Below are 26,504 nucleotides of genomic sequence, written 5' to 3'. Positions count from 1 at the left end.
GTGCCGGTGCCTCGACCCCCGTCCGAGGCATCCGGCTCCGCGTGGCCGAAATCGCTGTCGGCCGCATGCACAGAAGTAGACACAGCGCCGCCGGGCGCGAGGCAGTCACCGATCACTCAGAACCGGCTTCTCCGCCGCCTGTGGACAACCGTGCATTCTCACCTCCACGCGCCGGTGAGCTGTGGTGATCCATGTACGGCAAGGATCGCCACATGAGAGGGTGATGATCATGCGGCTACACGAACTCCTGGACACCGACGAGCTCGGGCTGCAGCTGCTCGTGGGGCCGGACACCGACGACGGCCGGCTCGATCGAGCCATCCGTGCCGTTCCGACCATCGACCTGGCCAACCCGGGCCGCTTCCTCGCCGGCGGGGAGCTCGTCCTCACCGGGCTCGCCTGGTGGCGGCAGGACGGGGACGCCGAGCCGTTCGTACAGGTCCTCGCGCGGGTGGGTGTCACGGCGCTGGCCGCCGGCGAGGTGGAACACGGACGCGTCCCGGACGACGTCGTACGCGCCTGCCGCCGCCACGGTCTCCCGCTTGTCGCCGTGAGGCCGGAGACCTCGTTCGCCGCGATCACCGAACACGTCCTGCGTCGTCTGCACCGCCGGGACGTCGGCAGCCTCGCCGCCGTGGTCGAACGCCACCGGCTGCTCCTGGCCGACCGGGCCGCCCCGGACTCCGTACTGGAGCTCCTGCGGCTCAGCCTCGGCCTCGACGTGCGCGTCCTGTCCGCGACCGGGCGCCAGATCGCCGGGGCACATCCTCCCCTGCACGCCAAGACCGCGGCGGCACTTGCCGCGCGGTACCTCGCCGCCCGCCGCGCGTGCGAAGCGGCTCCCCACCGGGTCACCATCGGGAACCGCCTCTACTCCCTCGTACCGGTCCCCGGCGCCACGGGGCCAGCCGCCGAGCTGGGCGACTGGCTGGTGGTGGTGGAGGCCGACACCGCAGGCTGGCCCGCGACGGACGTCGAACTCGTGGACCGGATCGTCGAACTCCTCGCCGACGCACGGTCCGCACACGAACTGGCGAAGACGGCCCTCCGCGACCTGGCCCACCGGGCCCTCGAACTCATGCGCAGCAGCGTCCCGGCCGAGGAGATCCCCGTCCGGCTCCGCAGCACCGCGCAGGCCGTCGTCAGCGGGGTCGACACCTGGCCCCGCAACCAGTTCGTGGTCGCCGAGGGCGAGTGGCAGGGAAGGCGAATCCCCGCCACGGCCCTGCGCCTTCTGCTGGAGGAGGCCCTGATCCAGGAGGACGGCCCCGTGCCGGTGACGCAGCAGGACATTGCCGCCACCGTCGACGGCGATCAGGCTCTGCTCCTCGTCCTGCTGCCGGAGCCGGCCCTCGACCTGGGCCACGCCGCCCTCCAGCGGAGGCTCTCCGCGGCGCTCACACGCTGGCTCGGCCCGACGGACAGCGTCTCCGTAGGCGTCAGCTCTCCTGTGGCGGACCCCGGCGACGCCCGCCGAGCCCTCGACGAGGCCCGCAACGCGCTGCGGATCGCCCACGCCGCTCCGGACCGGGTGACCGTGCGGGGACCCGAGGACCTCACCGCCCACGTCCTGTCGCTGCTGCCCCTCGTCCCCGCCGAAGCCCGCCGTGCCTTCGCCGACCGCCACCTGGGCCCCCTACGCGACCACGACCACCGCCACCGGACGGACCTGCTGCACACCCTGGAGGCGTTCCTCGGCTGCGACGCGTCCTGGTCCCGTACCGCCGCACGACTCCACCTGCACGTCAACTCGCTGCGCCACCGCGTCGCCCGCATCGAACAGCTCACCGGCACCGACCTGACCCGCCTCGAAACCAGGCTGGACTTCCTCGCAGCCCTGAGGGCGCTCTGAGACACGGCGCTCAGGGCGCAGGCGGCGCCAGTGTGCGTCGACTGAGCGGTGCGTCGACTGAGCCGCACGTCGACTGAGCCATTGTCGACTGAGCCGTATGTCGACTGAGCCGCGCCGCTGGTACGCCCCTGCGTCGAAAGCGGGCACCAGCCCACTAGTCGGCCTGATGTCGACGCCGCGCGGGTACGTGAGAACGCGCCGGCCCGCCCGCGGGTCTTCGCTACCCGCGCCCAGGGAGCGAACCGGCGCGTGGGTCAGACTTGATCGGCTTTGCCTTGCGGCGTCCAGGTCCAGGGGTTCGCAGCAGGCGGCGGGCCGTCGAGGGCGCTACGGAACCGTTCCTTCAGGCCCTTCGGTTGTGCCTCCTTCTCTTCCCGCGAGTGAACGAGCCGGGCCGTGGTCACCCGTATGTGGCACTCGCGGTGACGCTGCCTCACGATCACGATCCATGCACCGTCTCGAGTGAGCAGGGCGTGCCGGGCAGGCTGGTCTCCCGGTCTGGCGTGCCGGGCCAGTACGCCCGGCACGTAGTGCAGCGCCGCATCCTCGGCCGCCGCGGCTGCCTCCGCCTCGTCCTGCCCGATGCGGTGCGTGCCTGCGAGCATCCATCGGTGCAGCTTCAGCTCCACGCCGTCGGCCCGTTCAGTGGTTCGCGCGTCCTCTTCGATGAGGACGTACCAATCGGCAGTCATGGCCACCGTCTACCTGTCTTCCGGGGGCCTTGCATGCCCGCTGTGCTGCGTCGACGTGCGGGCAGCAGAAACGCCCCCGCGGCCGGAATACTCCCACAAGGGTCGGCCGACCTGGCCCGCTTGTTACGGGTGGCCGTACCTCACGCACTTCAGGTACACGACCTCCGGGCCGTCCGCTCCGTTGTCCAGACACACCCGCACCACCGCGGCTCCACCCGGAGCATCCGCCGGCACGAGGAAGGAGAACGTGTCGCTCGCCCCGCACACGTTGCCGGACAACCCGACGCCCATCTGATGATTCTGCGAGTCGAGCGTGAACGCCGTAGTGCCACGGCAGCTGTTCACGTCGACCGACTTGTGCTCACCCGCCACCACCACCGACCGCCCATACCAGGTGATGGTGCCCCGTGTGTACGTCTGACCGTAGGTGACATCGAAGCTGCTGACCGGATAGTCGACAGCACCGGCTGGTGAGGCAGCCAGCAGGGCACCGCACGTAAGGGTGGCAGAACCGAGGGCGACAGCAAGGCGGGTGCGCACGTCGTCGTCTCCAGGGGTGTCGGGGCACAACGGTCAACGGCCAGTATCCGTCAGCCCGTTGGCCGGGTCCATGCCGCATCCACGCCTCCCAGACGTCGTTGGCCGGCGTTGTCCGGCGGGCGAACGGCTTCGAGGAGCCGTTCGCAGAGGCCTCGAAGGCTGTGGGGGCCAGAGCCGCGGCATGGCGGCGGAGTCGGGGTCACGCCGGGTTCGAGGTAGGAGCAGACTGGCAGGAGTGCGCGGGTGTTCGGGCGCGGCCGTCTCGTGTGATCAGCAGAGGCGCCGGGTGGCCGGTGTTGGTCCACTCAGTGAGCTGTGCAGCCGGGCAATCCGCTCACCGGGCAGCCGCCCGGTTGGACCACGGCCGCTGAGGGAACGCCCACGACAGCCTGTCGGAAGTGCGACCGGTGTGCGCCCTGCCGTATCCCCAGCTCGGGCACTCGGCCCCGAGCAGACCTTGAGCGGCCTCTACCCCGACAAGCGCCGTGTCCGCCCCACCAGCCACATGATCTTCTACCACCTCGGCGCACTCACCCTGCGGACCGGCCACGTCACCGACCCGCCCACCGTCCCGATCACCCGCGGCGTCCAACTCCACCTCCTCTACCTACTCGACACCGACGTCGGACAGACCCGCTGGCCACAGACCTGTGACTAAGTGTCTTAGCTGGCCAGTCCGGCCACTGCAGAGGACCTCGCAGTGACGCGAACCTCAGCGGCTTCGGGCCCGATCCGCCTGTGTGATGGGATGTCCACCAACGCTCGCAGAGGGCGGGGATACGTCGCGGCAACGAACAAGGGAAAGAGGAGAGGGGGCCATGACGAGCGGGCACCAGACCCTCGCGGCAGCTTCCGGCCCGCAGCCGTTGCAGACGCGCGCCCTGATCCGTGAGGCCGGGCGGGCACGGCAGCTCCTGGCCGCCGGCGAGTGGCGCCCTGCCGCGGCGGACTCCGAAGCAGCAGCGCGGGTCCTGGCCCGCCTCACGGCCCCGCTCCCGACCCGGCGGGCAGCGACCGCACGGACGCTGGCCACGGACCGGGACCGGCGCCTCCAACGCATCCTACGGACCACCCTCCACCACCTCGACGCGGGCGCAGTCAGCCCGCCCGCAGCCGCCCTCCTGGCCGCCGCCGCCCGGGCCTTCCTGCCTTGGCACACTGCCCCGAACCCACCGCCCGCAGCGGCGGCCCCGAGGTACGGGACCCCGGCGGGCACGGCGGACGGCCCGGCCGTGCCACCGACAGAGGCGGGCGAGGCCCTGCTTCCCGATCTGATCGCACTGTTCGCCGCGCTGGCCTCGGCGAGCCCACCCGGGACCGTCCCGCTCACGCCCCCGGTCGAGCCCTGGCAGGTCCGGTACGCCGGCCGCTTCCGTCGTTACGGCAGACCCTCTTTCGGGGTGTGGACAGCCGAGACCATCGGCTGCCCGGCATGCGGGGGTAAGGCCGGCCCGTGGACGGTGACCTGCGACTGGCGTCTGATCACGCTGGGCTGCCCGTGCGGGGCGGTGACCCACAAGCACGGCCTTGCCTTCTCCGAAGTCTGGCTCCTCTTGCCGGACCTGTGACCGAGTGCCGTGACTGACCGCCCGCATATTGGTGCCCAGTTGGCCAAAACCGAAGCTCACTGGGCAACTGAAGCGCCCAGCAAGCCCTGAAGCGGCGACCCGCGAAGTCCGGGGGTAGACCTAGTACTTCGATGACTTTGATGGGTGTGTGGGTGTGCTCGTGCCCCGCCGCCTTTCCGCGCGCACCTTTACGGGCTTGCGCGACGAGGAGCGGTGGAGGGAGCGGGACGTCCTGGAGCTGTGCCTCCGGGAGAGCCGGTGTACGTCCGAGGCCGAGGCGTTCCAGGTTCGCGGTCGTCGAACGCGTGCCGGCAGCCTCCTGGTGCGGCGGTCGACGACGGGTGGTCGTCGACGGTCAGGGAGTCGTAGAGGCGCGCGCTCCTGGTGGTGAGGCGCAGGAGGGCGCGACCGGGGCGGGCGGACAGGGTGGAGATCAGGCGGGCGCCCTGGGCCAGTCCCCACACGCCGAGGCGGGAGGTGGGGATCAGGGTCCTCGCCGCGCTCAGTGCGCCCGCGCGGCTGCCGTGTACGTGCTCCGCCATCGCGCGCTCGTAGGCGGGGAAGGCGCGCTCGTGGTCGCCACCCGCCCGAGCCAGCTCCCCGGCGAGGACGTACGCGCCGACGACGGCCAGGCTGGTGCTTCCCCCGACGACCGGACCAGGGCAGTAACCCGCGTCGCCGACGAGCGTCACCCTCCCGCGCGACCAGCTGTCCATGCGGAGCTGGGTGATCGAGTCGAAGTAGAACGCCGGGGTACGGTCGAGCTCGTCCAGCCAGCGGTCCACATGGGCGTGCATGCCGGCGAAGGCTCCGCGCAACAGCTCCTTCCGCCGAGACACGTCACGGTGGTGGCAGTCGAGCTCTTGCTCGCTCCTGAACAGGAACAGGGCCCGCGCATCGCCGAGGTGCCGCGCGCCGTACATGCCCGCGGTGCGGCCGACGCCCACGTGCATGAGGAGCTCGCCGTCGAGGCCAGGGAGGTTCGGAAGGGTGAGCACGCCGAAGTAGGCGCCGATGAAGCTGCTGAAGCGGGACTCCTCGCCGAAGACGAGGCGGCGCACGTTGGAGTGCAGCCCGTCCGCGCCGACGACGAGGTCGAACCGGCGCGGCGCGGCGTTTTCGAACGTCACCTCGCCATCCGGCGCGATCGCCGTGATCGAGTCGCCGAAGACGTACTCGACGTCGTCTCGGGCGGCGTCCTGGTAGATCTCGCTCAGCTCGTCACGCATGATCTCGACGTGCCGGTCGGATGCGGCGCCGAAGATCCGGGAGAGGCCGCCCGGACGGGTACCCGTGCGCCCTCCCGGTGGATGGCCGTCCGGCGGATACCTGTGGCCCGCTCCTCGATGCGCGGGAGCGTGCCCATCTTCTCTGAGACGAGCATCGCGGGCCGGAACAGGTCGACGGCGTGGCCTCCGGTTCCGCGCGAAGCCGGCGCGCGCTCGACGACGGTGACGCCGAATCCGTGCCTGGTGAGCCAGTAGGCCAGAACCGGGCCGGCGACGCCGGTACCGGAGACGAGAATCCGCATGGCATCCGTCTTCTTCATTCAGTCCGCCCGTACGCGTGGACCGCCGTGGTGAAGGCCAGCAGGCTGGTCGCGGTTCGCACCGGGTCCTCGAGCAGGGGCGAGTGCCCGAGTCCCGGCAGCAACTCGACCCGTCCGCCGGGGACGGTGAGGTAGTCGGCAGCGGACGAGGACCGCCATCGGCGGTCGTCCTCGCCGAAGATCACCCGGAGCGGCTTGCCCAGGACCGCCAGCCGATCCGGCAGTGCCCGCCGCTCCAGGTAGGAGCGGGCGGCACGCATCGTCGCGGTGAACGTGTGGTGGGTCATGCTGCGCACGTCGTCCAGCAGCTCCTCCGGGATCTGGTAGCCCGCGCGGCTGAAACCGGTGTTGGCGAAGCTCCGGAGCTGCTCGTCGGTCGGCGGCCACTGCGAGGGGCCGGTCGCGGTGGGCTCCGGTGCGATGAAGGCGTCCAGGCTGGGGCCGGTGTTCACGAGCGCGAGCGCGGTCACCAGGTCGGGCCGCACTTCGGCGAGGGCGGTGGCGACCACGCCGCCGCTGGAGTGAGGAGCGCGCCGTGATAGCGGTGGGGCACGGGACTTGTGCGCGGTGGGTGAGTCAGCCGGACGGGTCTTTCGGATACGTCGCCGTCCGCCGGCGATTCGGCACTGGTCACGAACGCGGACATGGTGGGTCAGCCACCCTCTCCCGGGGAAATCCGCCCCGGTTTGTGACGTGGCGACGACGTGAGTCTCCTCGCTCTCGAGCTCGGCGAAGACCGATGCGTGTCCTCCGCCCGGACATCGGACGGGCGGGCCCGGGGTCAAGACAGGGTGGTCGGGGCGCTCGGCGCGGCAGCCTCCCAGGCGAACCCGTCCGGGTCGGTGAAGGCACCGCTGGTGCTGCCCAGGACGATGCGGTGCGCGCCGGTGCCGTCGGCGGGGACGCCGAGGTCCTTGGCAAGGGCACGGCGCTTGTACAGCGCCAGCTTGACGGGACTGGACTGGCCGGGGGCGAACTCGGCGTACCTGCCTCCGAAGCTCTTGGCCACGGTGAGGCCCCGGCCGACGTAGAACTGCTTGGTGGCCTTCACGTCCTCGACACCGAGCAGCAGGACGACCTCGTCGATCTCGCGGGTGGCGGGCCCGGTGTCCTTCTTCGCCGACGTCGCGATCTTCCAGGCCGTACCGTCCGGGGCCTGAACAACGCCGCCATAGCCCCACAGCGACTTCGCGGCGGGCTTCAGCACCGTGGCGCCGGCCTCCACGGCAGCCCCGACGAAGCTGTCGACGGTCGCCGGCCCGGACACCGTGAGCGCCAGAGTGAAGCCCCGAAACCCGGTGGAATGCGCGTCAGACGCCCGCAGACGGATGTACGCGTCCACACCGAAGGCACTGTGGAAACGGCCGGCGGCCTCGATGTCGGCCACCTCAAGAGTGACGGCCGCGAGGGACGTGTTGGTTGCGGTGGAAAGTGTGGTTGCCATGACCAACACGCTAGGAGCTCAACGACGACCCGGGCTTCTCGAATCCTGACCGGTCTTGGGACTCGCTTCGCCGCCCACACCGGCATCCGAACCACCGCAGTGGACACAGCCAGGGCGTGTATCGAAAGTATTTTTCTAGGAGATCGTCAGGCTGCCCGGATACGGTGCGGGCATGGTGAATTTCGTGCTGGTTGCCGGTGCACGGCTCGGGGCGTGGGCGTGGGGCGAGGTGGTGCCGTATCTGCGCGCGGCTGGCCACGGCGTCTATCCGTTGACGCTGTCCGGTCTTGCTGACAAGCAGGGTGTACCGGCGGGGCAAGCGACTCATGTCCAGGACATCGTTGCAGAGGTAGAACGCCTGGGTCTGCGTGACGTAGTCCTGGTGGGTCACAGCTACTCGGGCATCCCCGTAGGTCAGGCCGCAGAGCGGATCGGTGACCGGCTGGCCCGCGTGGTATTCGTCGACTCAAGTGTTCCAACTGACGGCGAGTCGTTTGCCTCCGCCTGGCCGGACGGCGGGGCGGCAGTGGAGGCATCGATCGCCGAGAGCGGAGGGTTTTGGCCGCTCGCGCCAGCTGCTCATTACGACGGCGAGGGTCTCACCGATGAGCAGATCGCACGCCTCGTGCGTGGCTCGACGCCTCACCCAGGTGCCACGCTGACCGAGCCCGCTGTGCTGGCGGGGCCGCTCGGTGAACTTCCGGCGACATACATCCTGTGCGTGATGCCGGGGACCGAGCCTGACGACGCCGAGCCCGACGAAAATGTGGCTGAGCTGCTGAACAGCAAGCGCTGGCGGCTGGTCAAGATGGACACCGGCCATTGGCCGATGTTCTCCCAGCCGCGCGAGCTGGCGCAGATTCTCCTCAATGCTGCCGTGGAGTGAGAGCACCTCCATGCCTTGCGGGCTGGTTTTGGACGCGCTTGATGTGTGCTGGTGACAGCCATTCCCCGATGGCCGCTATGAGGACGGTTGCCTCATAGCGGACCGCTAGCTTGTCGTATCGCGGTCATCCCCGCTCCGGCCCATCACCGCGGCCACCGGCTGCGGCGCGGCAGCCGAGGCGGCAGGCCACCCGCCTTCGACCGCGAGGCATACAAGCGGCGCAACACCGTCGAACCCTGCATCAACCGCTTCCAGCAGTGGCGGGGCATCGCCACCCGCTACGAGAAGACCGCAACCATCTAGCTGGCGGGACTGTACGTCGCCGGCATCCTTCTTTGGTCTGCCAGGCCAACGGCTCAGGAGCAGGAGCGAAGCGCCTCGTCCCAGGCACCAGGGCTGCGGTAGTGGTTCTTGTGCCCGGCGGAGAGTACGTGGCGCAGTTCGCCAAGATGCTGGGTGTTCTTGGGGAGGTCCAGCCGGCCGAGGAAGGTAAGTGCGGCAGCCGGCTCCAGGTCGCCGTAGACGTCGTGGAAGCTCGCCAAGAGGCCGCGGAAGACGGCCGAGTGCAGGGCAGGAAGCCGCATGGCGGTGCGGTATGTCAGCTCCCTCACCGTCCAGCGCACCGGTCCCGAACACTCCAGTACCCGACGGGCTCGGCGGAGCAGGGCTTCCGACCGCTCGGCCACCACCCGGTCGATGTCGTTACCGAGAACCTCGGCGAAGGCCCTCGCGGAAGTGACATGGTCCTCGAACCAGTCCACCCACAGCGAGTAGGTGACGGCCCCGGCGTCCCGGTCCGCCTCCAGCCGCTGGCGGTAGCCGTTGCGCGTTGGCCGGCAGGGGACCCTCCGCATCCTTCGTTCGCGAACCGGATCTCGCACGTGACCCAGTACTCGTCGAGGAGGTCCAGCAGCCCGAAAGCCAACCGCACCTGGTCGGCTGCCTCCAGGTCTTCGGCGAACACATCACCGGCCCAGGAGTGCGCCACCTGGTTGGCCGTGAGCAACGCGTCCGGCTTCTCGTCGCTCACCCACCCGTCGCGCACCTGGCTGACACCCTGAGCGGCCGGCCAGCGCCGCGCTGCCTCCTCGGCTTGCATCTCCACTCGGGAAGTATGACAAGCCTCGCAAGATCCGAACGAAACGGCCCTTGGGGCGGGCGGCGGGCCGGGGAGGCCGGGTTCGGCGGTGAGGACGCGGGCGATGTCGGCGGACACGAACCAATGCTCGACGGCCTCCTGGGCGTACCCGAGCGCTTCGCCGAGACGGCCCTGGGAGGCCAGTTCGTCCCGGTTGCGGTCGGCCTCTTCGGCGTGCCGCAGCAGCGCCTGCGTGGGTCCTCGGTCGATGTCCGGGCGGCCGTCCTGGTCGTCGGCCCGGTCGTGGTGGCCGCGCACCGCTGGCCGGCCACCACGGAGGTATGGAGACACCGGACGCGCCCGCCACCCGGCGATGCTCGTCCCGCCACGGCCGAGGGGCGGCTCCAACTCGGCCCCGGATGCGCGCAGGCCGGCAGAGGGGGCGAGGCGTGGCTGAGTCGGAACGGGAGGCGGCGAAGCATCGTCCGACGGTGGTGCCGCCGCCGGGAGACAAGCCAGATGACACCGGGGCCGAACTGATCAGTCACCCCGACGCCAGGACGCCTGTGGTGCCATTCGTAGTCTGACCTCTTGTTTTCTGCGACACGGGAGGGGAATCAGATGATATCCATGAGGAAGAGAAGGCATGGGTGGTGGGCCGGGGCAGTGGCCTCGGCTCTGCTGGCGGTGGGGCTGCTGCCGCAACCGGCCCAGGCCGCCGAGGTGCCGAACGGGTCTGTTGTCGCCGCGACCATCACCGCGAAGACGCCCGAGGCCCACTGGACCCTGGCCTCCACGGAGACGACCGCGGTCGGGGACATCCACCGCACGGCGCTGGCGACCCACGCCGACCAGGCGGAAGCGGGCGGCATCCCGCGGCGGACCGTCACGGACGTGCTGGGCGACCTCAACGGGACGGCCCGCCCGCTGTGCCATCCGACCAACGCGGCCGGTGCCCAGGGGTTCTGCTGGAACGACACCTACGGTGACGACACGGGGACGCAGTGGGTGCCGCAGGGCATCGCCGGATCGGGCGAGTCCACGGCCAACCAGCAGGTCGTCAACGGCCGCCGCGTCGTGGTGGCCAGCTGGTCCAACTGGCTGACGCACCCTTCGTATCCCGATCAGCCCAACCAGCTCATGCGGGTCGCGTTCACGGACGTCACCGACCCCGCTCGGGTCCGCTACCGTCACGCCCTGCTGGTGACGCCCACCGCCACGGGCTACGCGCCGCTGCGGGGCCACGCCGATTCCGTGACCTGGTACCGCAACTATCTGTACGTTTCCACCGGCGCCGGTCTCGCCGTGTTCGACCTGAACCGCGTCTGGCTCATGGACGAGAGCGCCGGGAGCGTCGGCGCGTCGAACGGCGTGTACGGGGCGGCATGGCACAAGTACGCGCTGCCGCAGGTGAACCGCTACCAGCACGCGTTCGACAACCCCGACAAGTCGCCGCAGGACGACCCCAAGAGCTGCGGCACCCAGCAGGCGCACAACCCGCCGCCGTGCTTCGCGGGCATCTCGCTCGACGACAGCGGCGCGCGCCCGGCGCTCGTGACCGCCGAGGTCGCCGGGGTCCCCGCCGGCCAGCAGCAGTCCTTCAACACCGTCGGCGCGATCGTGCGCTGGCCGCTGGACCCGACGACCGGCCTTCTGGCCACGGGGACGGACGGCGTTTCCCGGCCCGAGACGGCCTACACCTCTACGGTCAGTGGCGCCCAGGGAGTCGCCATGAACCGAGGCCGGGTCGTGGTCTCGGCCCCCTGCCCCGAGTACATCGAGGGGAAGACGGAGATCCCGAGCTGCCTCTACCACGCGTGGCCCGGTGAGCCGGTGCGGCTGTGGACCCGGACGGGGATCTACGGCGAGAACGTCATGTACTGGCCTGCCACGGACGAGATGTGGACCCTGAACGAGAAGCCCGGCGACCGTACGGTCTTCCACGTCGCGTGGCCGAAGCCGGCCGTGCCGGTGCGGTCCCTGTCGGGCGCCTGGGGCGACCTGACTGGTGACGGCGTGCCCGACCTGCTCGCCATGCGGCCGAACGCCGGGACGGGCAGCGGCGCGGGTAACGGCAACCTGGTTCTCTACCCCGGGGCCCAGGGCGGTGTCGGAGCCCGGAAGTCCATCGGCACGAGCTGGGACCCGATGCGTCTGCTGACGGGGGTCGGCCGGCTGGACGGTGACGCGTGGCCGGACTTCCTCGCCGTCGACGGCAACGGGGACCTGTGGCGCTACCCCGGCATGCAGAACGGGCTCAACGCCCGCGTCCAGCTCTCTGCCGGTTGGGGTGTCGTCTCGTCCATGTCCGGCGTCGGTGACCTCACCGGCGACGGCCTGCCGGACCTCATGGCGGTGTGGAACATCGGGGATGCCTACCTCTATCCGGGCAAGTCCGGCGGCGGCCTCGGCGCCAGCGTCAAGATCGGTACGAGTTGGAACACGATGTCCCTCTACACCGGGGCGGGCGACCTCAACGGGGACTCCCGGCCTGATGTCCTCGCGGTCGACGGCCAGGGCGTGTTGTGGCTCTACCAGGGGGTGCAGAGCGGGCTCGGGCCACGTGTCCAGCTCTCCACCGGTTGGGGCGTGGTCCGCACGATGACCGGTGCCGGTGACCTCACCGGCGACGGCCTGCCCGATGTGCTCGCCGTGTGGAATGACGGCAGCGCCCACCTCTACCCCGGCACGACCGGCGGCGGGCTCGGCCCGAGCACTCCCGTGGATCTCGGCTGGGGAACCGTCTGACAGTGACGTTGGCTGCGCGATGCACTCGCATCGGGAGCGCCACGGCCAGCCTCGAGCGGCTGCCGTGCTGAGCTGACTCCGCACTCGGGCGCGCCGCCCGCGTGCGCCCTGCCGTATCCCGATTTCCGCCCCCGGAGACCGGCGTCAAGCCATTCGGCGCAGGCCAGCGGCACTGACCTGCTCCAAGAGAACGGCGACTGAAGCAATTCCGGGAACCTCGGCGCTGCTACCGGACCGACGGGGTAGCAGGTTGCATGGTGGAGACATGATCGGCACCGTGATTGCGATCCTCGGCTTGCTCGTGTCGGTGGCGACCGCAGTTGTCGGCTACCGACACGAGCAGCGCGCCGAGCGAGCTCAGCAGATGCGCGACGAGCGGGAAGAGAAAGACCGGAAACGCCGCGAGGAGCACGCCGATCGGACAGAGCGGATCCGCCAGGCGAGCTGGATCTCGGTCCACGTCGAAGCCGGCGGCCGGCGCGCCAGGGTGTACAACGGCAGCAGCCAGCCTGCCAGCGACGTCCGTGTCCTGGCAGACGACGCTTCTTTGAAGCCGGACGGCGCTCGGCTGCTGATGCCGGGCGGCTTCTTGACCTTTGTCCACGATTCAGAGGACCCGGGCAGTGAACTCGATCCCGCGCAGATGGCCGTGGAGTTCACCGACGTCGCGGGCCGCACCTGGCGGCGCACCGCCGCGGGGACACTGCGCGAGCGGATTTCGCCGTACGGCGCCCGTCCGCAGTGGGGCACGCCCGTGACTCCGCTCGTCGAACCGTACCGAGGGCCCCGTACGGACACAGGGAGCACGGGCGTCGGCAGTGATCGACCCTTCGAGCCCTCCGAGGCCCGCCGGCCGCAGGGGCCGCCTTCAGGTCCTCTCAGCGGCGGATCTGCCCGGCCGCCGGCCCAAGCCGCGCCGGAGGACATCCGCGTCCCACGCGTCCCCGTCCTTCGCGCGCGGGGGACCTTCTCTTGGCTGTTCGTCCTCGGCTGTCTGGGCGCAGCGGCAGCCCTCGCGTACCTCATCGCACAGGTGGTCTAAGCGTTGTCCCGCAATGCCCGTAGCGCCTCCAACGCCTCGGGCCATGTCCGCCCTCCGGACTGAGGTGGCCTGGTGGACCTGTCCCTTGTCATGATCGCCGGGTGAGTGATGACCAGCGCATGGCACCTTCCAAGGTGGCTGGCGACCGTGTGTCGCTGACTTCGTTCCTCGACTATCAGCGCGCCACCTTGGCTATGAAGTGCCGGGGGCTGACCGGGGAGCAACTGAAGGAGACGGCAGTGCCGACTTCGGGCCTGTCCCTGCTTGGCCTTGTCAGGCATGCGGCCGAGGTGGAGCGCAGTTGGTTCCGTACGGTGCTGAGTGGCGAGCGGGGTACGGCCCTGTGGCCCGCCGTCAGCGGCGTCTTCGGCGAGTTCCATGTGGAGGACGCCGACGTGGATGAGGCGTTTACGTTCTGGCGTGAGGCATGTGAGCAGTCCCGCGCTGTCACGGACGCCTTCGAGTCACTCGATGAGACGGTGGAGTTCCGGGGGGAGACCATCTCGCTGCGCTACGTTCTTACACACATGATCGAGGAGTACGCACGTCACAACGGCCACGCTGATCTGCTACGCGAAGCGATCGACGGAGCGGTCGGCGAGTAGGCCGCCGGTCGAACCGGATCGGCAGGCCCGCGCCGAGGCAGCCTGCCTGAGACGAGTTGGTGCGAGCGCCGCGAAGTGATCACAGCATGACTGGTGTGATCACGGCGTCGGAGCCGTCCTGGACGCACAGCCTCATTCACCGGGTTCAATCCGACTCCTACGTGGTCACCTGTCTGCACGTACTCGACGAGGACGAGGACCCCCACGGCGACGCGGCCCGGGATGCGACCGGCCACCTGGTCCTGTCGCTGCTGGTCTTCGCCGCCGACACAGCCGCCGAAAAGCCCGCCCGAACGGCTCCCCCGGACCGTGTACCGCTCGCAGGCGAGCCGCCTCCCTCGGTGGCAGTTCACACCGGAGCGCCCCGGGAGGATCACGGCCGCGCCGGGTATGGCGCCCCTGCCCAGCGGCGGGCACACAGAGCCGACCGGGTGAACCATGGGAGACCGGTCGGACGCCTGACGAATCGCGCTCTCGAACGGAACGTGTTGCGCTTGTCCACGTATGCCCGGAAGGGGAAGGTCCTGGCGAGAGGGATACCGATGACCGAGGAGGCTCACCGCACAGGCGCAGGCGGCGGGTACGTTCCGCAGGCCGGCGGCCGCGAGACGGGCGCGGTCGATCTGCGGCGCGTCGGGATCGCTCCGGACTTCTGGTACCCCGTCGCCCGGTCTGCGGACGTGCGCCGGAACAAGGTCCGCGCGGCCGCCTTCGCGGGGCAGCGCATCGCGCTCTACCGCAGCGACAGCGGGACCGCGTACGCCCTGGAGGATCGCTGCGCCCACCGCCAGGTGCCGCTGAGCCTGGGGGTGGTGGACGGCGAGACCCTCCGCTGCGCCTACCACGCATGGACCTACCGCGGGAACGGGCGTATCTCGCAGATCCCGTACCTGCCCAAAGGTGCCGAACGGCCGCCCCGCGGGGTGCGCTCGTACCCCGTCCGCGAACGCTACGGGCTGATCTTCGTCTTCCCCGGCGACCCCGCACGAGCGGAGGGCACGCCCCTGCCCGTGCTCCCCGAAGCGGACTCGGCCCGGCACCGGACGATGATGTTCTCGCGCACCGTGCGCTGCCACTACTCCTTCCTGCACGAGAACCTGCTCGACATGAACCACCAGTTCCTGCACAGGGGCGTGCTGGGCAGGATCCACCCCGAGCTCCTCGGATACGACACAGGCCCGCGTTCCGTGGAGGCCCGCTACCTCTTCGTCCCCTCCGGTGGCAAGAAGGACCGAGGCGCGGGCCTGCTGTCCGCCGAAGGCGTGGGCGGCGCTTCGACGCCCGACGTCGTCACCATCCGCACCGAATACCCGTACCAGACCCTGCGAGCCGTCCCCGAGTCGTCCGCCATGGCCGCGTTCTCCCTCTGGGCCGCCTACGTACCGCAAGACGCCGAGCAGCGCGTCAGCCACGTCTTCGGGCTCCTCGTGATCGCCAAACCGTCCATCCCCGGCGCCCTCCACCTGGCCTGGCCGCTGATCCGACGTTTCACCGAACGCGTCTTCGCCCAGGACAGAATGGCCGTCGAAGCCGAGCAACGGGCCTGGGACGAGCAAGGGGCGGACTGGAACCAGGAGGTCTTCCCACTCATCCTCGACGTACGGGAAGTCCTGCGCACCAATGGCATCCCGCTCCGGCCCTCGCCCGCCTCCGTCGTCTGCCGCAACGCGGAACCATGCGCCGACGCACCCACCGACGCACCCTGATGAGAGGAACGACGCCAGGAGCAGCGTGACGCAGGCGAGCCGCACAGGGGATTTGCCCGTGAGGTGTCTCCCGGTCGCCTCACCACGGACGTGATGCTCCGAGGATCGGCGTCTCGGTAGCCTGATCATCTGCTGCATGGAGTGTCCATGTGTCCGGCTGGTCCGTGCGGGGGCTTCCGGCGAAGAGTGATGGGGCTGTGATGAGTGAACTGACGAAGCCCGAGGTCCACGTTCCGGAGGGTGACGCTCCCACCGAGCTGACCATCCGGGACCTGGTCGTCGGGGACGGGCCTGAGGCGAAGCCGGGCATGGTGGTCAGGGTTCACTATGTCGGGGTCACCTTCGAGTCCGGGAAGGAGTTCGACGCCTCCTGGGACCGGGGCCAGCCGTTCAAGTTCGCCGTGGGCGGTGGCCGGGTCATCAAGGGCTGGGACCGGGGGGTGAGGGGGATGAAGGTCGGCGGTCGGCGCGAGATCATCGTTCCCCCGCGTCTCGGCTACGGCAAGCAGTCGCCCTCGCCGTTGATCCCGGCGGGCTCGACCCTGGTCTTCGTGGTGGACCTGCTCTCCGTCTGAGGCAGGGAGTAGGGCCTGACCGAGTCCGCGTCCCGGGCCGCGGACCATACTGGTCGGGCCCTGATCACTCACTGGACGGTTCCATGGCTAAGAACAGCACCTCATCGACCACTGTCCCCGACACCGCGTGGCTCGGGCGAGGGCGGCATCTCGGGCCCGAGGCCGAGCGGGACGTCCGGCGCAACCTGATCGCCCTCAAGGCGGCCGGGGTGATCGACGGCTTCCTGGACCTCGACCCCATCGAGGCAGCTCGCTCCACCGACCTGTTCCCTCGGGACGAGTCCGCCGACCCAGGCCCCTCTGCCCGCCGCGTCTTCGAGGCCCGTTGGGGCGTGGCCGACGGCGTCACGGTGCGCGCTCAACTGACCACGTACGAGCCCGAGTCCCGCCGCACGGAGCACGAGGGCGTCACCTGGGTGCTCGCCGCCGAGGCGGAGCGGGCGTGGGAGGGAAGCTGGCCCTCACCCGCCACCGTGTTCTGGCCCGACAGCGACCAGGTCGCCTGGGATCACGAGACGGTGCCGGGCGTGCGTCTGCGGACGACGAACCACCTGCCGAAGGACGACGGCGAGTTGCGGCGCCTGCTGCGGGACTGCACCCGGCAGAGCTGGTTCGTCCATGTCGTGGTTCACGAGGCGATGACGCCGGACACGCCGGGGCGGCGGCCGATCACGGCGTTCCTGGCACCGAGCCTCAAGCACCGGGTGGTCGAGCACCGGGCCACGCCGGAGCAGGCGCTGATCGCCGACTTCGCGATGAAGCGTGAGCTGGGCGTGGGACTGCCGCGGGGCGGTGCCGTCGTCCTGCCCCCGACACCGCAGGTGCCGGGCTACGACGCGGAGCGCTTCACCGTACGCGATGTCTTCCTGGACGGCACGGAGCCGACCGAACTCATCGAGAAGATCGTGGAGTTCGCCTCGCTGCCGCAGCCGCTTCCGGCCGACGCCGAGCAGGTCCTGACACGGCTGCGCCAAGGCTGGCACCTGCTCACTCCGGACGAGGAGCTGGTCCACGCACGGGCCATGGTCACCAAGTACGCGAAGGCGCTTGAAGCCATGACGGCATCCTGCGACCTGTACCGGGAGGCGGCCGAATCGGCGCTCGCCGCGCTCGCCGAGGCGACCAGCGGCGGCGACGCGACCGGGACGCCCGCACCGGCGGCGGCCAAGCAGGACGCCTCGCCGCTGAAATCCCTCACGAAGACGCTCGCCCGCTTCCGGGGCCCGAACCGGTAAGAGCCGGGCGGGAGGTCGAGGGGCGTCCGCACGGTCGGTGTGACGGTGCAGGTTTCAGGTCGTGAATCGGCGTCGGGGGCCGCGTGCACGTCAGTCCCGCTGTGCGGGCCCGAAGGCGGGCGGCCGAAGGTCGTCCCCGGCGGAGCCGACGTCGCCTTTCTTGGAGCCGAAGGTGTTCTCCGTGCTGACGCCGATGTCCTCGAATCCGGGTTCTATCGTCCGCTTGAACCCATGATCTCGTGGGCCTCCTGGGAACGCTGGAAGGCCCGCCCCGCCATCTCCTCGGGCGCGACGCGGGGGAAGTCCGTCGCCCCCCATGAGCCCCACGCGAGCGTCACGACCAGAACGAGTACGCCGACGAGCGCGGCACCCCCGCACCCCAGGGCGACGAGGCCGGAAGAAGTGTCCCTGCGCTCGGTCGAGTCGGGGGTGGCGGCGCTTGGCACGGTCTCGTCGGGCACGCGAGGACAGTATGCGAGCGGGGATGTGTGGCGGATGGGTGCCGCTACCGGGTGCGGAGTGAGTACGCGTACTCGCTCCGCACCGCACTCGTACGCCCGAGGGACGAGGCGCCGCAGCCGGGCAGGCGACTACCGGGCCGATCGCCCGGGGCGTCAGGTGGTTGTCTGGGCGGTTTCGCTCGTCGCGGTGCCTTCTTCTTCCTGGCCCTCCGGCGCAGCGGGCTCTGGCGGAGCGGGCGGGGTGCGGACCAGCAGCGCCACCAGTACGGCCAGTCCGCCGAGAAGGGCGCCGATGCCGAATCCCCACCGGATGCCCGTGGCCAGGGCGCCGGTGGGGTCGGCGCCATCGGCTGCTGCCGTGGCGGCGTGTCCCGACATGACGCTGATGACGAGGGCAGTGCCGGCGGCGGCCGCGATCTGTTGGAGCGAGCCCAGGATGGCGGAGCCGTGGGGGTACAGGTGTGGCGGCAGTACGGACAGGCCAGAGGTGAAGACGGGGGTGAAGACGAACGCCATGCCGGCGCTGAGGGCCATGTGAAGGGCGAGTACCAGCCACGGCGAGGTCTGTTCACCTGCGAGGGCGAACAGTGCGAGGCAGAGCGCTGTGAGTACGGCTCCGGGTACGACCAGGCGTGGTGCGCCGAGTCGGTCGTAGAGCTTGCCGACCTGTGGTCCGAGCAGGCCCATGGTCAGGCCGCCGGGGATGAGGAGCAGCCCGGTCTGCAACGAGGTCAGGCCGCACACCACCTGCAGGTAGATCGGCAGCAGGATGAACGCGCCCATGAGAGCCATGAAGGACAGGCACATCAGACCGAGTGCCACGGAGAAGTGCCGGAAGGTCAGGGTGCGCAGGTCCAGCAGCGGTGTGGACGAGCGCTGCAGTGCCAGCTGTCGCCACACGAACAGGCCTACCAGGACGGCGCCGACGAGGGTGGTGGCTTCCGGGGGAACGGCGGCCTGGGCCGCGTCCTCGGCGCCGAGCCCGCTCAGGCCGTAGACCAGCGCGCCGAAGCCCGCTGCCGACAGGGGGACGGACAGCCAGTCGATCGGGCCGGCCTGCGGCTCGCCGATGTTGACCAGATTGCGCCGACCGAATACGGCCATGGCTCCGGCGATGGGCAGCACGGCCAGGAACAGCAGTCGCCAAGTCCCCAGCTGCAGCAGCACACCGGAGACCGCTGGGCCGAGGGCGGGTGCGACGGAGATGACGAGGGTGATGTGGCCCATGACTCGGCCGCGGTCCTGCGGGGGCACGAGGGTCATGAGCGTCGTCATGAGCAGCGGCATCATGACGGCGGTGCCGCCGGCCTGGATGACGCGGGCGGCCAGCAGCACGGGGAAGGCGGGCGCGGCCGCGGCGAGAGCCGTTCCGGCGAGGAACAGCGCCATGGCCAGGCCGAAGGCGGTCCGAGTCGTCACGCGCTGGAGGAACCATCCCGTCACCGGGATGACGACGGCCATGGTGAGCATGAAGGCCGTGGACAGCCACCCGGCGAGTGCCGCGGTCACCTCGAACTCGCGCATGAGCCGCGGGATCGCGTTGACCATGATCGTCTCATTGAGGAGGACGACGAAGGTGGACAGCACGAGGATCCGCAGCACGGCGGTGACGCGGGCAGGCGAGAGGGTGGGCGTTGCGTGTGGTGCGAGCATGGTGCCTTCCGTCATGTGAGTGTCCTCCGCACGTGGCAGGTCACATGGACAGACTGCGGCGCCGGAAAGAACTCATCGGTCTCCCCCGATCCTGCCGGTACTGCCACCAGGGCTCAAACCATTTTGTCGACGTGGACATGGAGAGCGGCCGATGAGAGCTCAATGGCTCGAACGCGCGAAGCCCAAAGCCCGTCCGCCATCCCCTCGCTCCACGCGGTGACACACGGCCGGGGCGAACCGGCCGCATACTTACGGCGGATCGGGTGCCTCTGACGAGGGTCCCGCGAGGACGGATTCACAGCGCACGCAGCTCAGGAGCTTCCCTATGCACAGCTACTTCGACATCGAGACGCTGGCAGCGAGTCGATGGCGCAACGGTGGCGGCACGACCAGGGAGATCGCCTCGCAGGCTGCGGGCACCGATGACTTCGGGTGGCGTGCGAGCATCGCCGACATCGACAGGGACGGGCCGTTCTCGCCGTTCCCCGGCGTCGACCGGACACTCACGCTGCTGGCGGGCGACGGTGTCGTGTTGTCCTGCCCGGGTGAGATCGACCGGTTGGCGGCACGCGTGGGCGAGCCTGTCCGCTTTTCCGGCGACCTCGCGCTGACCGCGGAACTGCCGGGCGGGTCCTGCCGGGTGCTCAACATCATGGTGCGACGCGGTCACTGGACGGCCCGGGTGGACCGGGTCGACGGCCCCGTCGCGCCGGCCGTCGGGCACGCCGGGGTGCTCTACGTGCTGCGCGGCCGCTGGCAGGCGGGTGCCGGCGGGCGTTTCCTCAGGTCCGGCCAGGGCGTGTGGTGGTCAGGAGGCGAAGACGTGTCGGGCGAGTCGGTCACACCGCTCTCGCCCGACGCCGCGGCCCTCTGGGCAGATGTCGCTCGGGTGGACTGACGGCAGGTCAGCCGAGCGGAGCCGTCACCCGGTCGCCGCGATCCCCGGTGGCCGGGTGGATGGTCTCGACGGGTGGGTTGGCGGAGCGCCGTGCCCACAGCCAGTACAGGGCCGAGGTGACCACGAGCCCGATGATCCACGAGATGTCCGCGCCGTCGAGCCTCTTGGTGATCGCACCGGTGTAGAGCTTGGTCGCCAGGAACGGGATCTGTACGGCGATGCCGACCACGTAGCAGGTCAGCGCGGTGGCGTTCCAGCGGCCGTAGCGGCCGTCCGGGTCGTACAAAGCGGGGATGTCGACGCGCTCGCGGGAGATCAGGTAGTAGTCGACCAGGTTGATCGCGCTCCACGGGGTGAACACCATCAGGAGCAGGAGCACGAAGTTCTTGAAGTTGCTCAGGAAGTCGTCGCTGGCAGCGAGCGCGATGGCCATCGACACCGCGATGAAGCCGATGATGGAGGCGGCACGTGCGCCGGCCGAGATGCGTGAACGGCCGTCGAACGCGGTCACGGTGGTCAGGATCGACATGAAACCGCCGTACGCGTTGAGACAGTTGACGGTCAGCTTGCCGACCACGATCACCAGATAGATGAGGAGAGCGAGGAAGGCGGGGCCGGCCAGGTCACCGAGAAAGCCGACCTGGTCGGACAGGAAGTCCTTGCCGGCCACGGCGGCGGTGAGCGCGCCCAGTGACATGGCCCATTGGGAGCCGACGACGGAGCCGGTGAACGTGGACCAGAACGTCACACGCGTGCCGGTGTCCCGTGGGAGGTAGCGCGAGTAGTCGGCGACGTACGGGCCGAAGGTCAGCTGCCATCCGGCGCCCAGCCCCACGGCGAGCAGGAACGTCGCTGCCTCGAAGCCCTTGTCGCCGACGTGGGCGCCGACGTCGTACTGCGTGAACACCCGCACCGTCAGGTAGCCGAGACCGAGCGCCCCGACGGCGGTCGCGATGCGCCCGGCGATGTGGATGAGCCGGTATCCGGCGACGGCGACCACGGCGGTCAGGGCGCCGAAGAGGAGGATGCCGGCGTCCGTGTTGTCCAAGTGCAGCATCTCGGACACCGCCTGGCCGGCCAGTACGCTGCCGGTCGCGGCGAAACCGAGGTACATGAGGATCACAAGCAGCAGCGGCAGGACGGCGCCGTGGACGCCGAACTGCGCGCGACTGGAGATCATCTGCGGTACGCCGAGGTGCGGCCCCTGCGCGGAATGCGCGGCCATCACGATGCCGCCGAGCACGTTCCCGATCAACAGTGCGGGTATCGCCCACAGCGCGTCGGCGCCGAAGACGACCGCCAGCGCGCCGTCGACGATCGCGGTGATCTGCATGTTCGCGCCGAACCACAGGGTGAACTGGCTACGCGGCGTCCCGTGTCGCTCGGCGTCCGGGATGACCTCGATGGTGCGCTTCTCGATCACAGGTCGTTCCCTGGGGGCGTGCTGGACCGGCATGTTGGTGTCCCCTTCCCACAGCGTTGCCTTCATGTCGCGCGGTGATCGCGTCGTCGTTCGTGGTGGTGGCGGACCGAATCTGGCATACGCTTCAACACGCATCAAGGCCTTGAATGAAAAATTTCAGCAGCGCCCGCTCCGCTCCCCCGCCACCGGAGCGTGGGGTTTCGGGACGCCCTCGCGCGAGCCGGCCCGTGCCCGCTCCACGGCCACGCCGCACGTTCGGCCTGCGCACTGCGGGGCATAGTAGTGAAGTGATCGCAAAGAGTGACGATGCCGACGGTGGCCGCGGCGGCCCTTGGGGGCCTGAAGACACCGGTGACGAGGACGCGCAGGTCATCGTGGTGGGCGCCGGCCCGGCAGGATCGAGCGCCGCGGTGCACCTGGCGCGAGCGGGTGTGGATGTGCTGCTCCTGGAGAAGAGCGGCTTCCCCCGCGAGAAGGTGTGCGGTGACGGTCTGACACCTCGGAGCGTGTACCAGCTGGTGCGGATGGGCATCGACATCGACGCACCCGGCTGGGTGCGCAACAAGGGCATGCGCTGGGTCTGCGGCGGCCACCAGGCCGAGCTCGACTGGCCGCGCCTGGGTGCCCTTCCCGATTTCGGGCTCACCCGCAGCCGGCACGACTTCGACGACCTGCTCGCGACGCACGCCCGCGCCACCGGAGCGCGCCTGCGCACCCAGGTGAAGGTGACGGGGACCCTGACCGACCGTGCGGGACACGTCACCGGCGTGACCGCCTCCCGCGGACCGGGGCAGGAGCCGGTCACCTACCGGGCACCGCTGGTCGTCGCGGCCGACGGCGCCTCGGCACGTACGGCTCTGGGCCTGGGGCTCGTACGTGACACCAAGCGACCCGTCGCGGTGGCTGCCCGCCGTTACTACCGCAGCGAGGCCCGCACCCACGACCCCTATCTGGAGCTGTGGGCCGACCTGCGCTGCCCCCGCACCGGCCTGGACCTGCCCGGATACGGATGGGTGTTCCCCATGGGCGACGGGCGTGTCAACGTGGGGCTCGGCACCCTGCCCCAGCAGCGGCGGCGCCGGCCGGTGGATCTGCGGGAGGCACTCGAGCACTGGCTGCCGCGGCTGCCCGCGGAGTGGGGGCTGAACGAGGAGAACGCCGACTCCGGCCTGCGCAGCGCGCCGCTGCCGATGGGCCTGAACCGGCGCCCGCAGTACCGGCGGGGCGTCCTGCTCGTGGGAGACAGCGCCGGCATGGTCAGTCCGTGGAGCGGTGAGGGCATCGCCCAGGCGATGGAGGCCGCCGGGGTGGCGGCCGAGATCATCGCGCTGGCGCTGGCCCGGCCGGCCGGGCCGCGACGGGAGCACGCGCTGCGGCAGTACCCGGTCGAGATCCAGCGCCTGTGGGGGCGTTACTACCGGCTCGGCAACCTCGCCGGTGATCTGCTCTTCTCCCGTTACGGCTTCCGGCCGGTCCTCCATCCCCGCGTGATGGCCTCGCCTCACTTGCTGAACGCCCTGGCCCGCCTGCTCACGCACGTGAGCGACGAGCCGGCGCAGGACACCATCGACGCCATCCTCCACGGACTCCTGCGCCTCGTTCCCAGTCCACGGCGGTAGGGCACGACCTCCCGGGTGCCTCCTCCGTACCGCTGTAGCCGTGCGTCAGCCTCCGGTCTTGGCGGACTTGAGGCGCTCATGTGCACTTCGCGTCAACGGATGGGTCTCGCCGAGGCTTCTCAGGCGCGTGGACAGGGTCCGCTTGTAACGGCGGCGGGCCTTTCGCCGTGCCCCCACGGCCTGGTAGACGCCTGCCAGATCCAGTTGGGTGACGATGGTGTCGGGGTGGGCCGCGCCCAGCACCCTTTCCATGTCGCGAAGGATCGCTTCGAACTGGGAGATCGTCTGCTCCGGTCGTTCTGATGCGTTCCGATTCCGCGCGGAGTGAGCAGGGCCAGTGATTCGGCCGGTTGCAGGGCGTCGAGCCGGATGACGGCAGTGGCGTCGTGCCACACGGTGGCGAGTCTGCTGGTGATGAGGAAGCGGCCCTTGGGCGCGCGAGCCTGAAGCGAGGCGATGTCCGCGAGGCGGCAGACGTTGTCCAGGATGAGGAGCCATTTCGCGCCCCCGGCCGCCCATCGCGGTCGATGAGCGCGGCGACCCGGGGCAGGCGCGCGATCGCGTCCCCTGTCGTGGTGTAGGAGGTCAAGGCGGTGAGCCTGGGTCGGTGCGCCCCGCAGGTGCTTCCGCCGCTCCGCTTCGGGCTCCCTGGACAGGGCCGGGTCAACTCGCCGGGCTGGTCAGGACGCAGTTCGGATAGTCGTTGTCCGGATCGCCGATGGAGACCCAGAGCTTCAGGACCCTGCCTTGCCTCAAGGCGGCGTAGGCGTCGGCCTGCCGCCCATCCGTTTCGGGGTGATCGGCGTCGAAGGTCACACCGACGAAGCTTTGCTTCTTGTTGGAGCCCTGCTCCCAGGTGCCCGTTCCGGACCAGGCCAAATCGTCGTACCAGCCGACGGAGACGCAGACCTTATCGGCGATGAACGTCCCGTCCTGCTTCAGCGTGAGGGTGCCGCCTTCGGCATCGGTCCACGTGGTCGCAAGTTCGGCCGGCTTCAGAACGACCGGTTCGCCCTCGGGCGGCGGCATGACGGTGAACCTGCCGCAGGCCGTCAGTCCGAGGCCCATGGCGAGCACGATCAGCGCAGTACGACAGGAACGCAACACACTCCACCCCTGGGGGGTTCCGCAGGCCGCGTGCGCGACCGCTGGGCTCAAGAACGCACGCCGTACCTTGGGCACGGAGTTTGAACAGGTTCAAGTCAGGGTCCTCCGCGGCCACTCTTCGCGAAGCGTGAGGCGTGAGGCGTGAGGCGGTACAGCAGCGCGGCCGCCTTTCAGGAACCTTGCACGTCCGCCACTCGCCCCACCGGGCACGGACGACATGCCGGAGACGCCGTCGACGGTCCTCGCGTCCCGGCTACAGGCCGACGGCGCGCGTGCGGTGCTGGGACCCGCCGGCCCGGCCCGGCGAGAGCCGAGCCATGGACGTCCGCGACCCCGGTACCAGAGAGCCCGGAGGTCGCTCTGGAGGGTGCGGACGCGGCGGTTCGTGGTCACGGAGTGGCCGGCCGGCCGACTACGCCCTCGCTCCCGGCTCGGGAGGTGGTCGGTCGTGACGCGAAGCGCTGTCCCACGATGTGGCCAGGGCGAGGCGCTGAGCCACGGCCCGTAGGTGGGTCAGGACGGCGTCGTCCGCGTCCACGGTGTACGCGGCCGGGAGCATCGTCAGCGTCTGGGCGATGCGGACCAGCGAGACGTCCGATGCGTCCACCCTGCAGGCGGTGGTGTCGACCGGGCGTAGGCGGGTGCCCAGGCCAAGGGTCCGGGCACGGGGCTCCTGCGCGGAGGCCCGGACGGTGGCGACGGCCCCGGTGGCGGGTGGGGGCCGACGCGAGGCGTGCGGCCACGGAGTCCGCGGGTGCGACGTCACCCGGGAAGGGGCGGGACGGCACGCGACGGCCCGTCGGTGTGGGGCGGGTGGTGCGGTCAAGGCGGAGGACTCGCCAGTCGTCCCGGTCCGCGTCATGGGCAAGCAGGTACCAGAGGTCTCCGGAGGCGACCAGGTGCTGCGGTTCGACCCGGCGGGAGGCCGCCGTGCACCCGGCACTTCCCGGGCCTGCTTCCGGGTGGCGTCCCGACCGGGTGAAGCCGGGTTCCGCGTGGCGATGAGTCTGCGGGCGCCCGCAGGTCTATCTCTTGAGAGAGACAACCGACGCTTCGGGAGCAAGCCATGGGCCTCATTCACATCGAGATGTTCGCGACCCTCGACCTCGTCGGGCAGGCGCCCGGCGGCCCCGACGAGGATCCGGCGGGGTTCCCGTTCGGCGGCTGGCAGGCGCCCTTGCTGGACGAGGTGGCCGGGGCGCAGGTCGATGCCGCGTACGAGGGCACGGACGCCCTTCTCCTCGGTCGGCGGACGTACGACATCTTCGCCGCCTACTGGCCCCACCAGGAGGGCGGCGAGCACAACGAGTTCGCCCAGCTCTTCAACAGGGTCCCGAAATACGTGGCCTCGCGCGGCAAGCCCGACCTGTCGTGGGCCGGCTCCACGCAGCTCGGTCCGGATCTGGCCGCCGCGGTGCGCGAGATCCGTGACCGGCACGAACACGTGAAGGTCGTCGGGAGCCTCAACCTCGTGCAGACGCTTCTGAGGGAGAAACTCTTCGACCGCCTCGACCTCTGGCTGCACCCCATCGTGCTCGGCATCGGGAAGAAGGTGTTCGACGACGGCGCGGTGCCCACCAACGTCACACTCCTCGCACCCCCGGCAGCCAGCCCGAAGGGGACCGTGTACCTGCGTTACGCGCTCGCCGACGGCACACCCGCCACAGGAGACATGAGCGCACCCGACCACGGCATCCAGAGCAACGACTGAAGCCCCACGCCTGGCGGGGCTGGACGCACCACGGCGGCGAATACCCGTGCGATGGATGCGCGGCCGCTGGTTCACGGTGTACTGCGCGATGCATTCGTCGGGCCTGCCGTAC

General features: G+C 70.2%; 26 protein-coding genes and 2 pseudogenes. 14 read left to right on the top strand and 14 right to left on the bottom strand.

Features of this window, described 5'->3' with window-relative positions:
- Positions 1 to 229: 229 nt before the first annotated feature.
- The gene (locus tag ACIGEZ_RS32230; protein WP_399838304.1) at positions 230 to 1,852 is read left to right on the top strand and encodes a PucR family transcriptional regulator; all 1,623 of its coding nucleotides are present in this window, start codon (positions 230 to 232) and stop codon (positions 1,850 to 1,852) included.
- Positions 1,853 to 2,106: 254 nt separating this feature from the next.
- Here the strand turns inward: ACIGEZ_RS32230 and ACIGEZ_RS32225 are convergent, their stop codons facing one another.
- The gene (locus tag ACIGEZ_RS32225) at positions 2,107 to 2,544 is read right to left on the bottom strand and encodes a hypothetical protein (RefSeq protein ID WP_399838301.1); all 438 of its coding nucleotides are present in this window, start codon (positions 2,542 to 2,544) and stop codon (positions 2,107 to 2,109) included.
- A 123-nt stretch (positions 2,545 to 2,667) separates the two neighbouring features.
- On the bottom strand, positions 2,668 to 3,084 hold the full coding sequence (locus ACIGEZ_RS32220) for a hypothetical protein (protein ID WP_399838299.1): 417 nt from the start codon (positions 3,082 to 3,084) through the stop codon (positions 2,668 to 2,670).
- Between the two features lie 409 nt (positions 3,085 to 3,493).
- On the opposite strand from ACIGEZ_RS32220, the gene ACIGEZ_RS32215 reads away from it, so the two are divergent.
- Positions 3,494 to 3,742: a hypothetical protein gene (locus ACIGEZ_RS32215; protein ID WP_399838296.1), complete on the top strand. Its 249-nt coding sequence runs from the start codon at positions 3,494 to 3,496 to the stop codon at positions 3,740 to 3,742.
- Between the two features lie 574 nt (positions 3,743 to 4,316).
- Complete coding sequence (locus tag ACIGEZ_RS32210; RefSeq protein ID WP_399838294.1) at positions 4,317 to 4,652, top strand: hypothetical protein; 336 nt, start codon at positions 4,317 to 4,319, stop codon at positions 4,650 to 4,652.
- A 188-nt stretch (positions 4,653 to 4,840) separates the two neighbouring features.
- On the opposite strand, the gene ACIGEZ_RS32205 is transcribed toward ACIGEZ_RS32210, so the two are convergent.
- From ACIGEZ_RS32205 to ACIGEZ_RS32190, 4 genes and pseudogenes are all read right to left on the bottom strand, one after another.
- Positions 4,841 to 5,881, bottom strand: coding sequence for an FAD-dependent oxidoreductase (locus ACIGEZ_RS32205; protein ID WP_399838291.1), 1,041 nt, complete (start codon positions 5,879 to 5,881; stop codon positions 4,841 to 4,843).
- Positions 5,866 to 6,201, bottom strand: coding sequence for an FAD-dependent oxidoreductase (locus ACIGEZ_RS32200; RefSeq protein ID WP_399838288.1), 336 nt, complete (start codon positions 6,199 to 6,201; stop codon positions 5,866 to 5,868). Before ACIGEZ_RS32200 ends, ACIGEZ_RS32205 begins: the two co-directional genes overlap by 16 nt.
- Positions 6,198 to 6,725, bottom strand: a pseudogene (locus tag ACIGEZ_RS32195) (alpha/beta fold hydrolase); the annotation flags it as partial. The gene ACIGEZ_RS32200 and the pseudogene ACIGEZ_RS32195, both read right to left, overlap by 4 nt.
- A gap of 257 nt (positions 6,726 to 6,982) precedes the next feature.
- Positions 6,983 to 7,645 (bottom strand): glyoxalase, encoded by a 663-nt coding sequence (locus ACIGEZ_RS32190; RefSeq protein WP_399838285.1) that lies wholly within the window; start codon positions 7,643 to 7,645, stop codon positions 6,983 to 6,985.
- Positions 7,646 to 7,817: 172 nt separating this feature from the next.
- Between ACIGEZ_RS32190 and ACIGEZ_RS32185 the strand changes: the two genes are divergently transcribed.
- Both ACIGEZ_RS32185 and ACIGEZ_RS32180 read left to right on the top strand, forming a co-directional pair.
- Complete coding sequence (locus ACIGEZ_RS32185; RefSeq protein ID WP_399838282.1) at positions 7,818 to 8,531, top strand: alpha/beta fold hydrolase; 714 nt, start codon at positions 7,818 to 7,820, stop codon at positions 8,529 to 8,531.
- Positions 8,532 to 8,618: 87 nt separating this feature from the next.
- Complete coding sequence (locus tag ACIGEZ_RS32180) at positions 8,619 to 8,834, top strand: hypothetical protein (RefSeq protein ID WP_399838280.1); 216 nt, start codon at positions 8,619 to 8,621, stop codon at positions 8,832 to 8,834.
- Between the two features lie 53 nt (positions 8,835 to 8,887).
- On the opposite strand, the gene ACIGEZ_RS32175 is transcribed toward ACIGEZ_RS32180, so the two are convergent.
- The gene (locus ACIGEZ_RS32175) at positions 8,888 to 9,385 is read right to left on the bottom strand and encodes a hypothetical protein (RefSeq protein ID WP_399838277.1); all 498 of its coding nucleotides are present in this window, start codon (positions 9,383 to 9,385) and stop codon (positions 8,888 to 8,890) included.
- Positions 9,386 to 10,275: 890 nt separating this feature from the next.
- Here ACIGEZ_RS32175 and ACIGEZ_RS32170 point away from each other — a divergent pair.
- The 6 genes from ACIGEZ_RS32170 to ACIGEZ_RS32145 all read left to right on the top strand — a co-directional run bounded on the left by ACIGEZ_RS32170 (position 10,276) and on the right by ACIGEZ_RS32145 (position 17,520).
- On the top strand, positions 10,276 to 12,357 hold the full coding sequence (locus ACIGEZ_RS32170; protein WP_399838274.1) for an FG-GAP repeat domain-containing protein: 2,082 nt from the start codon (positions 10,276 to 10,278) through the stop codon (positions 12,355 to 12,357).
- Between the two features lie 265 nt (positions 12,358 to 12,622).
- Complete coding sequence (locus ACIGEZ_RS32165) at positions 12,623 to 13,399, top strand: hypothetical protein (RefSeq protein WP_399838272.1); 777 nt, start codon at positions 12,623 to 12,625, stop codon at positions 13,397 to 13,399.
- A gap of 101 nt (positions 13,400 to 13,500) precedes the next feature.
- Positions 13,501 to 14,004 (top strand): DinB family protein, encoded by a 504-nt coding sequence (locus ACIGEZ_RS32160; RefSeq protein ID WP_399838269.1) that lies wholly within the window; start codon positions 13,501 to 13,503, stop codon positions 14,002 to 14,004.
- A 542-nt stretch (positions 14,005 to 14,546) separates the two neighbouring features.
- The gene (locus tag ACIGEZ_RS32155; protein WP_399838267.1) at positions 14,547 to 15,710 is read left to right on the top strand and encodes a Rieske 2Fe-2S domain-containing protein; all 1,164 of its coding nucleotides are present in this window, start codon (positions 14,547 to 14,549) and stop codon (positions 15,708 to 15,710) included.
- A 200-nt stretch (positions 15,711 to 15,910) separates the two neighbouring features.
- Complete coding sequence (locus ACIGEZ_RS32150) at positions 15,911 to 16,285, top strand: FKBP-type peptidyl-prolyl cis-trans isomerase (RefSeq protein ID WP_399838264.1); 375 nt, start codon at positions 15,911 to 15,913, stop codon at positions 16,283 to 16,285.
- A gap of 83 nt (positions 16,286 to 16,368) precedes the next feature.
- The gene (locus tag ACIGEZ_RS32145) at positions 16,369 to 17,520 is read left to right on the top strand and encodes a hypothetical protein (protein WP_399838261.1); all 1,152 of its coding nucleotides are present in this window, start codon (positions 16,369 to 16,371) and stop codon (positions 17,518 to 17,520) included.
- Between the two features lie 212 nt (positions 17,521 to 17,732).
- On the opposite strand, the gene ACIGEZ_RS32140 is transcribed toward ACIGEZ_RS32145, so the two are convergent.
- Positions 17,733 to 17,981, bottom strand: a complete 249-nt coding sequence (locus ACIGEZ_RS32140) for a hypothetical protein (RefSeq protein ID WP_399838258.1) — start codon at positions 17,979 to 17,981, stop codon at positions 17,733 to 17,735.
- 153 nt (positions 17,982 to 18,134) lie between these two features.
- Positions 18,135 to 19,649, bottom strand: coding sequence for a DHA2 family efflux MFS transporter permease subunit (locus tag ACIGEZ_RS32135; RefSeq protein WP_399838255.1), 1,515 nt, complete (start codon positions 19,647 to 19,649; stop codon positions 18,135 to 18,137).
- A 310-nt stretch (positions 19,650 to 19,959) separates the two neighbouring features.
- On the opposite strand from ACIGEZ_RS32135, the gene ACIGEZ_RS32130 reads away from it, so the two are divergent.
- Positions 19,960 to 20,532, top strand: a complete 573-nt coding sequence (locus ACIGEZ_RS32130) for a HutD family protein (protein WP_399838252.1) — start codon at positions 19,960 to 19,962, stop codon at positions 20,530 to 20,532.
- 7 nt (positions 20,533 to 20,539) lie between these two features.
- Here the strand turns inward: ACIGEZ_RS32130 and ACIGEZ_RS32125 are convergent, their stop codons facing one another.
- Positions 20,540 to 21,988 (bottom strand): purine-cytosine permease family protein, encoded by a 1,449-nt coding sequence (locus ACIGEZ_RS32125; RefSeq protein ID WP_399838399.1) that lies wholly within the window; start codon positions 21,986 to 21,988, stop codon positions 20,540 to 20,542.
- 338 nt (positions 21,989 to 22,326) lie between these two features.
- On the opposite strand from ACIGEZ_RS32125, the gene ACIGEZ_RS32120 reads away from it, so the two are divergent.
- Positions 22,327 to 23,574, top strand: a complete 1,248-nt coding sequence (locus ACIGEZ_RS32120; protein WP_399838396.1) for a geranylgeranyl reductase family protein — start codon at positions 22,327 to 22,329, stop codon at positions 23,572 to 23,574.
- A 45-nt stretch (positions 23,575 to 23,619) separates the two neighbouring features.
- On the opposite strand, the gene ACIGEZ_RS32115 is transcribed toward ACIGEZ_RS32120, so the two are convergent.
- The 4 genes and pseudogenes from ACIGEZ_RS32115 to ACIGEZ_RS32100 form a co-directional block, all read right to left on the bottom strand.
- A complete protein-coding gene (locus tag ACIGEZ_RS32115) occupies positions 23,620 to 24,072 on the bottom strand; it encodes a tetratricopeptide repeat protein (RefSeq protein ID WP_399838249.1) in 453 nt (150 codons plus the stop codon).
- Positions 24,073 to 24,237: 165 nt separating this feature from the next.
- Positions 24,238 to 24,642 (bottom strand): hypothetical protein, encoded by a 405-nt coding sequence (locus ACIGEZ_RS32110; RefSeq protein WP_399838246.1) that lies wholly within the window; start codon positions 24,640 to 24,642, stop codon positions 24,238 to 24,240.
- Positions 24,643 to 25,093: 451 nt separating this feature from the next.
- Positions 25,094 to 25,288: a hypothetical protein gene (locus tag ACIGEZ_RS32105; RefSeq protein WP_399838244.1), complete on the bottom strand. Its 195-nt coding sequence runs from the start codon at positions 25,286 to 25,288 to the stop codon at positions 25,094 to 25,096.
- Positions 25,289 to 25,496: 208 nt separating this feature from the next.
- A pseudogene (locus ACIGEZ_RS32100) lies at positions 25,497 to 25,553 on the bottom strand (hypothetical protein); the annotation flags it as partial.
- 194 nt (positions 25,554 to 25,747) lie between these two features.
- On the opposite strand from ACIGEZ_RS32100, the gene ACIGEZ_RS32095 reads away from it, so the two are divergent.
- Positions 25,748 to 26,392 (top strand): dihydrofolate reductase family protein, encoded by a 645-nt coding sequence (locus ACIGEZ_RS32095; RefSeq protein WP_399838241.1) that lies wholly within the window; start codon positions 25,748 to 25,750, stop codon positions 26,390 to 26,392.
- Positions 26,393 to 26,504: the final 112 nt, after the last annotated feature.

The sequence above is a fragment of the Streptomyces sp. NPDC085481 genome (genome assembly GCF_044541845.1).
Classification (GTDB): Bacteria; Actinomycetota; Actinomycetes; order Streptomycetales; family Streptomycetaceae; genus Streptomyces.
The sequence above is the reverse complement of the archived record's forward strand: the minus strand, read 5'-3'. Positions and strand labels throughout refer to the sequence as shown.

What these genes read in the sequence shown, in the direction of transcription:
- ACIGEZ_RS32125 (WP_399838399.1), bottom strand. Translation starts at nt 21,988, where the DNA reads ATGCCGGTCCAGCACGCCCCCAGGGAACGACCTGTGATCGAGAAGCGC.
- ACIGEZ_RS32185 (WP_399838282.1), top strand. Translation starts at nt 7,818, where the DNA reads ATGGTGAATTTCGTGCTGGTTGCCGGTGCACGGCTCGGGGCGTGGGCG.
- ACIGEZ_RS32145 (WP_399838261.1), top strand. Translation starts at nt 16,369, where the DNA reads ATGGCTAAGAACAGCACCTCATCGACCACTGTCCCCGACACCGCGTGG.
- ACIGEZ_RS32225 (WP_399838301.1), bottom strand. Translation starts at nt 2,544, where the DNA reads ATGACTGCCGATTGGTACGTCCTCATCGAAGAGGACGCGCGAACCACT.
- ACIGEZ_RS32115 (WP_399838249.1), bottom strand. Translation starts at nt 24,072, where the DNA reads ATGGCTCCTCATCCTGGACAACGTCTGCCGCCTCGCGGACATCGCCTC.
- ACIGEZ_RS32095 (WP_399838241.1), top strand. Translation starts at nt 25,748, where the DNA reads ATGGGCCTCATTCACATCGAGATGTTCGCGACCCTCGACCTCGTCGGG.
- ACIGEZ_RS32165 (WP_399838272.1), top strand. Translation starts at nt 12,623, where the DNA reads ATGATCGGCACCGTGATTGCGATCCTCGGCTTGCTCGTGTCGGTGGCG.
- ACIGEZ_RS32155 (WP_399838267.1), top strand. Translation starts at nt 14,547, where the DNA reads ATGACCGAGGAGGCTCACCGCACAGGCGCAGGCGGCGGGTACGTTCCG.
- ACIGEZ_RS32150 (WP_399838264.1), top strand. Translation starts at nt 15,911, where the DNA reads ATGAGTGAACTGACGAAGCCCGAGGTCCACGTTCCGGAGGGTGACGCT.
- ACIGEZ_RS32200 (WP_399838288.1), bottom strand. Translation starts at nt 6,201, where the DNA reads ATGAAGAAGACGGATGCCATGCGGATTCTCGTCTCCGGTACCGGCGTC.
- ACIGEZ_RS32175 (WP_399838277.1), bottom strand. Translation starts at nt 9,385, where the DNA reads ATGCGGAGGGTCCCCTGCCGGCCAACGCGCAACGGCTACCGCCAGCGG.
- ACIGEZ_RS32230 (WP_399838304.1), top strand. Translation starts at nt 230, where the DNA reads ATGCGGCTACACGAACTCCTGGACACCGACGAGCTCGGGCTGCAGCTG.
- ACIGEZ_RS32190 (WP_399838285.1), bottom strand. Translation starts at nt 7,645, where the DNA reads ATGGCAACCACACTTTCCACCGCAACCAACACGTCCCTCGCGGCCGTC.
- ACIGEZ_RS32135 (WP_399838255.1), bottom strand. Translation starts at nt 19,649, where the DNA reads ATGACGGAAGGCACCATGCTCGCACCACACGCAACGCCCACCCTCTCG.
- ACIGEZ_RS32205 (WP_399838291.1), bottom strand. Translation starts at nt 5,881, where the DNA reads ATGCGTGACGAGCTGAGCGAGATCTACCAGGACGCCGCCCGAGACGAC.
- ACIGEZ_RS32110 (WP_399838246.1), bottom strand. Translation starts at nt 24,642, where the DNA reads ATGGGCCTCGGACTGACGGCCTGCGGCAGGTTCACCGTCATGCCGCCG.
- ACIGEZ_RS32130 (WP_399838252.1), top strand. Translation starts at nt 19,960, where the DNA reads ATGCACAGCTACTTCGACATCGAGACGCTGGCAGCGAGTCGATGGCGC.